Origin of the sequence: Enterobacter sp. R-1.6.2 (assembly GCF_035064085.1) — a bacterium.
Classification (GTDB): domain Bacteria; phylum Pseudomonadota; class Gammaproteobacteria; order Enterobacterales; family Enterobacteriaceae; genus Enterobacter; species Enterobacter asburiae_B.
In genome coordinates, this window is record NZ_JASEYI010000059.1 from 1 (window position 1) to 5,749 (window position 5,749).

The window sequence follows — 5,749 nt, forward strand, 5'->3', positions numbered from 1 at the left end:
TAGGGCAGGATCGTCTACCGGGGCGGGGTCAGTCCAACTATAGGGCAGGATCGTCTACCGGGGCGGGGTCAGTCCAACTTACAAGTCGGCAAAAATTCCCACGTCCGCTTCTGGCTCAAAACGGACCGACTTAAGAGATAAAGTTCCGCTGTGAGCGAGATGCAGACAGTAGTAACGTTAAGCACTTTCAACGTCTTTACGATTTTCAATCCAATATTGGCGATGATTTTTCAGATGAGTTGTTAACGGCCAGTTTTGCTTATCTTTAGGTAACCTGAGATTTCGGCCATCTAACTCTGTATATTCTGTTCCGGCCAACTGTTCTGATATCCTTATTTTCAACTCGGTATCAATCCAGAGCAAACCGCGGTCAAACAGAGTATGGATATCTGTTTTCAGTAACAGCCCATGCTGAGCACGGGTATGCCAAGCTCCTGCGTAGGGGGTAATATGTGCAGCTTCAAGTAACACTTGGATTGAACAGCCCGTTACTGCACATTTACCCTCATAAGCTTCAATGAGCTTTCGTCTAAATACTGGTTGCCCTTCTCGAATAATTACCTCGCGTAGGGCTTTAAGGCGAAAGTCACCTTCATCTTCAGGCAATTCATTGAATAATTCATCTCTCGCTTCAACTACCATCCTGTCGCCTGGCCTGGGGACTGCAATCTGAATTGGCGTCTTACCATCATCGCCAATGTCCCATATGCCGTGCAGCTCCTGCACATACAGTTCATACCGTGTATTTCGTAGGTTTCCACTACGAAATAACAAATCGTATGGGCTACCCAGGTCAGTCCGAGCGCTTTTTCGGCTACCAAGATATCGATACCGGGAGTTGCTATTGACGGTTAATGCATCCAGTTGAATGCGAATCTCGGTCTCTTTCAGGGGGGCATTGCTGTTACGGATCCACTTAACAATATTTGTAGCAGAAGCGGAATTCAGTTGTGTCACGGCATACCATACGCGGAGATATTGCGGATAGTGCATTTCTTCAGGAATTATACCAGACACATCAACATCAAACGTTGAAAAATTATGATGACGCATCCATTCTCCCCACTGGCGGGAATGGGTGCTAATACCTATGCGATGGGGTTCGCGTTTGCCAATTTCATCATTGAATTCCTGTCGGGAGGGTGCTCGACCGAGTTTCTGATAAAGCTCATTACAGCAGTCCCACACTGCCCGTACTAACAGACCCTGTGGGTATCCATCTTTACTCAGGTTCAAAATGTTCTCCTTCAACGAACATATCATGAGAATAGCAATATCCAATTCTGACACTAAATCCCCCGGATAGCATCAGGCGGTTATGAGTGAAAAGCGGAAGTTGCGCGTGATCATTAGTGGACGAGGAGTGGAGTAGCCAGCTTAAAGGATAACAACCAAAGCAGATGTGACTAACACCATCAACTTATGAGCCGGATGTGTATTGCCTTTCAAACCCTCTGAGCATATTAGTATCAACTAATTGCAAACTATGCCGATACTGACAGAATGACTATCATTTAATGATAATGAAAGAAGGAAACTTGAATTGTACAGAATGACAGGAGTTGCTGTTTTAAGTCTTACGCTGATGGGATGCAGTTCTATGCCCTCAGAAAACAGAACGCAGTACCTGATAACGGAAATGCGGTCACCAGTTTCAGGACCAACCACAGTAACTGTAACCGCGGAAAGCCTTCTGAAAAAAGACAATACCCGTAATTTGCTACTGTACGCACTCCGTCCGTTGCCTGGTAAAGTATTCACCTCTGATCTGGACAGAAAATTTGCAGCAGCGACGATCTATATCGATTTTTACCCACATAAAGGAAACAGTACGGCCGAAATCAGTGGTGAGATAAATTACTATGATCACGAGCAATACGTGAATGCCCATCTGGTAGGAGGTGTTGTCAGGACAATACCACTTGCACCACAGACCATCCCGCTGACACTCAATAAGCCATTATTAATCAGTCTGCCACATGGCATCCACTATTCCGTCATGCTGACGGACAGCCAGCCTAGAACATAGCTCCGCTTAGTAAACTCATGAGGACGAAATGGCGAAAATATGGCACAAAATTAAATCGGTTTTCATAGCAGAACCGGAAGATGCTTACTGGGATCAAAGAGCGACCAACCTTGACTATCTGGTGAAGAGGCACACAGGTGAAATTATAGTTGATCCTACCACCGCGCACTTGTCCCTGGATGAACGGGCCAAAATGGCAGTCGGTACGGTGGATTTCGAGACGATGCTTGCAGACCTGGAGATATCAACAGATTATCGTTCACTCAATCCCAATGATATTGTTGTGGCAGTCTGCATTGGGATCATGGGAGTTGGAGCTGCGCAACTGACAAATCACTATGCAGATGCACTTGAAGAGAAATTCGTAAAGCTGCATGAGAATTTTAAGCCTAAGGATAAAGGCCCCAGTCCCTTAGACTACCGGGCAGGTGGTAACCATCGTTCAATCTTTGGGCACGACTTTAATCTCAATCAGAAACTGCCTGACGGTTATACGTATGGCGGGCAAGATGTCGGAGGGCAATCGGTCTATTCCCTGGTACTCAAGTATCTCGAAAGTAACTTTCCCGGTAGCAGTGGCCTCGGCCTGCATTTGAAGGCAATACTGCATATTCTGACCCACTATCTTTCCGATTTACCCACAACGAAAGGTCTTCCTCTGCCCTTTTCTTCTTTTTTTACAGAGTGGAAAGAGGACCCCACCAAAGCTACAGGGTATGCAGCCTCGAATCCTTTAATGGAAGCTCTGGGAGATGAGTACGGAACTATTAACGCAGCTGATGCATCCACCTACGCTGTTATGAAGATGCTCTTACTATCTTATGGCGCTTTTGCCCACAGGGGACTGGATACTCCTGAAGATGAAAAAGAGCTGCATAAGACGCAACTTGCGGTGATCGCTTATGGCACTGCGCTTGTTATACAGATGCTTCTGCTGGTAACAGGAACTCTTGGACGAACCGGAAAGCTGAACTACCTTATTGCCGGTCCGTTCCTCTGGAACAGCGCCCGTTCGGTGTTGATAGTCCATAAACAGCATCGTCAGGTCATGACTCATTATGAAAAATCTATTGCCGTACTTAATGACAGCGAATCAAATTTTGACGATTGGATAAAAACTGTATGCGCTTAGTAAACCATGCCACTAATACAAAAAACTTTTATCATTTTGAAGACTCCGATGATTGTTGCGAGCCTGCTGTAGTAACAGCAGCAGCTGAGCGTTTGCGGCAAAGCAAAGATCTTAATGCTGCAGATGTCGCCCAACTGGAAACGATTGTCTCGCTTGAACTGCTGAGGTATGAGTACGCTTCTGGCGAAATGCCGGTGGATGATTTAAAGTCGCAGATACAAAAATTGCGTAATAATTTAATCGATGTCCATGGCCGGGAACCTTTCGATAATGGCAATATAGACAAAGGCTTCTACACATTTCTGAACGAGGAGTATGGTCTTGTCACAAAGTAAAAACATCCTGGCCGCTGTTGGGTTATTAGTGACGGCTATTTCATCAGCTTTTGCAGGAAAAAAAGCTTCGGACCATCTTGAAAAGCGACGTAAAAAGTCGCTTGAAAAGGAAGAAGATGGGATCGATAAAAAACTCAAAAAGGACGGAAAATGATTATTTTATTTGTTGTTATTGCAATAATTGCTTTTGTTATTATATTTGGCGCCAATGAGGTGCCCAGACGAAGAAGGCATCAGGCGATGCAGGAGGCAAAAAAGAAAAGGTTTCGTGATAGTGACCAGAGATGAATGATATAGTATTACGATCAAGGATATGTTGCATATTGATGATGCTAATACAATTAGCTTAAAAAGCTGTAGCTAAGTGTTTAGCCAGAGTTAACTTTCTAGCTTCAACGGTCCTTGGTACAAAAATGTCATCATACGAGGCATTGTAAAGAATTCCGGAAGATACGACATCCATACCTTCCGGACAATAAATAAACAGCGTATTTGTTCGCTTTACAGCATTTTAACATGCCATTAACGCCGGAAATATTAAATTAAACTTAAGTTAAATTGCCTGGGTTAATCTTAATATGCCTGGAATTACACCAGGCACGTGGCCTTCAAAATTACAGAATATTCTTTAACTTAGCCTCATCAATCCACGTTCGGAATTCTTCAAGAAGATTATCGTAAAGTGCTTCATCGCTAACGGTTGCGAAATTATCCATGGCAAAGAAGTGCGTGTTATCGATCTTACGATCTGTAAAATCATCAAGGTTTTTCAGGATGCCATAATTCGAACCTCCGAGGCCGACAAATTTCCAGAAGATTGGATAATTTGCGGATCGACGAATAGCATCTTTTATCGCTTTTGTTTTACTGATGCCGCCGTCCGTGATGAATACGATATAGACAGGTAGCTTACTGTCCCGGTAGTAATCAACAATCTCCTCCATCACTGGTGGCTCGTTGTTCGTACCACCCAAGCCAGGCAGTAATTCCCACCTTGAGCGTTTGCCACTCCCCTGAATGGTTTCGACATAATTATCGAGATTACTCAGCGTGACATTCAGATATTTTCGGTGCTTTTCAGCAAAGCCCCAAAGATCCATTTCACCGTCATCATCAAACTGAACGGCAAGAACAGCGATGCGATCCAGTACAGACTGCACATGCCCTCTTGAAAACTCTCCGGTCATTGAGCCAGAGGCATCGAGCACAAACGCTACGCTCGCCTGCAGCGTATTAAGCTTGTGCTTGGTCAAACTGACGGTCGCTTTTTTTGCAAGGCTGACCAGGCGTGGCGCTTGTTTCTCCAGCTTTTTCTCAAGACTTATCGTCGGAGCTGTTGAAGGTTGAGGAGCCGGTGTCGGAGCTGGAGATGACACGTCAACACCGTAGCTGATGGCCAGCGGCTCAAGCCCGCCATTGAAACCTTGGCCAAGCGCCCGGAGCTTCCAGTTGCCGTTATGACGATAGACCTCCGCCACGATGATGGCTTTCTCGCTGCGCCCTGCCGTCTCGGGATCGAATGATGCGATGCCGGGTGCCTGCAGGCTCAGCTGCTGCAGGCCGGTAATGGTATCGCTGCCATCGATGACGAGAGTTAAGGCAATTTTCTGAACAGCCGGTGATACACGGTTAAGTTCAATATGCACGCTTGATTGCTGTGTCCCAGGAGTCAGTTTAACGGCGCCATCCGGTGAACTCAGATTATTAAAAAAGATGAAATCGTTATCACCACTCACCTTTCCCTGTGCGTTGAGCATGAAAACGCAGGTATCGGGTTCGCCGCGAAAAGCCGGTCGCACCGGATATCGCAGGTTGAGCGTGATAGAGGATGAAGTTAGAGGGATATTCTGACCTGACTGTAATTGCATGGCTTCTGCTCCTTGTTTAATAACCGTAGTCTCTGCCACCCTTTACGCGGGTTCTGGCCTGCAGCGCCGAAAGACATTCGTCACGCTTTTGTTTATTGGAAAAGTTGATACGGCGGGACCCAAAATCACCGTGAATGTAGAAATTGACGCCTTTCTCTCGGGTGATATTCGATATTTTGCGTATCTCTATGCTGTCCTGCTCGCCCATTCTGCTCAGGAACCTGAGGCGAAGCCAGTCACCCAGTCCCATATTGCCTATGTCGGCAGGGAGGATAATTGTTCTGTCGTTGTCATTGAGGGGTTTGAGGGCCAATGGAACGAAAACGTACGCTAAGAAGTTAATTCATTGTTTAAATTGAAATTTAGTTCTCTCAGTTCCCCCTTC

Annotated in this window: 7 protein-coding genes; 5 read left to right on the forward strand and 2 right to left on the reverse strand. The window is 45.7% G+C overall.

Going from position 1 to position 5,749, the window contains the following annotated elements; all coding sequences use genetic code 11:
• Positions 1-177: 177 nt before the first annotated feature.
• Entirely contained in the window at positions 178-1,290 is a 1,113-nt protein-coding gene (locus QMN93_RS25265; protein ID WP_224435157.1) for an HNH endonuclease, read from the reverse strand.
• Between the two features lie 253 nt (positions 1,291-1,543).
• Between QMN93_RS25265 and QMN93_RS25270 the strand changes: the two genes are divergently transcribed.
• From QMN93_RS25270 to QMN93_RS25285, 4 genes are read left to right on the forward strand one after another with little or no spacing between them, the layout of a single operon-like run.
• Positions 1,544-2,029: a hypothetical protein gene (locus QMN93_RS25270; RefSeq protein ID WP_131638990.1), complete on the forward strand. Its 486-nt coding sequence runs from the start codon at positions 1,544-1,546 to the stop codon at positions 2,027-2,029.
• A gap of 28 nt (positions 2,030-2,057) precedes the next feature.
• Positions 2,058-3,161 carry a hypothetical protein gene (locus QMN93_RS25275; protein WP_045295106.1) on the forward strand — a complete coding sequence of 368 codons (1,104 nt, stop codon included), beginning with the start codon at positions 2,058-2,060 and terminating at the stop codon, positions 3,159-3,161.
• Positions 3,152-3,496, forward strand: coding sequence for a hypothetical protein (locus QMN93_RS25280; protein WP_045295107.1), 345 nt, complete (start codon positions 3,152-3,154; stop codon positions 3,494-3,496). Before QMN93_RS25275 ends, QMN93_RS25280 begins: the two co-directional genes overlap by 10 nt.
• The gene (locus tag QMN93_RS25285; RefSeq protein ID WP_155404427.1) at positions 3,483-3,650 is read left to right on the forward strand and encodes a hypothetical protein; all 168 of its coding nucleotides are present in this window, start codon (positions 3,483-3,485) and stop codon (positions 3,648-3,650) included. Before QMN93_RS25280 ends, QMN93_RS25285 begins: the two co-directional genes overlap by 14 nt.
• A gap of 460 nt (positions 3,651-4,110) precedes the next feature.
• On the opposite strand, the gene QMN93_RS25290 is transcribed toward QMN93_RS25285, so the two are convergent.
• A complete protein-coding gene (locus QMN93_RS25290) occupies positions 4,111-5,364 on the reverse strand; it encodes a VWA domain-containing protein (RefSeq protein ID WP_045295108.1) in 1,254 nt (417 codons plus the stop codon).
• On the opposite strand from QMN93_RS25290, the gene QMN93_RS25295 reads away from it, so the two are divergent.
• Positions 5,363-5,698 carry a hypothetical protein gene (locus QMN93_RS25295; RefSeq protein ID WP_323630741.1) on the forward strand — a complete coding sequence of 112 codons (336 nt, stop codon included), beginning with the start codon at positions 5,363-5,365 and terminating at the stop codon, positions 5,696-5,698. The genes QMN93_RS25290 and QMN93_RS25295 overlap by 2 nt on opposite strands.
• Positions 5,699-5,749: the final 51 nt, after the last annotated feature.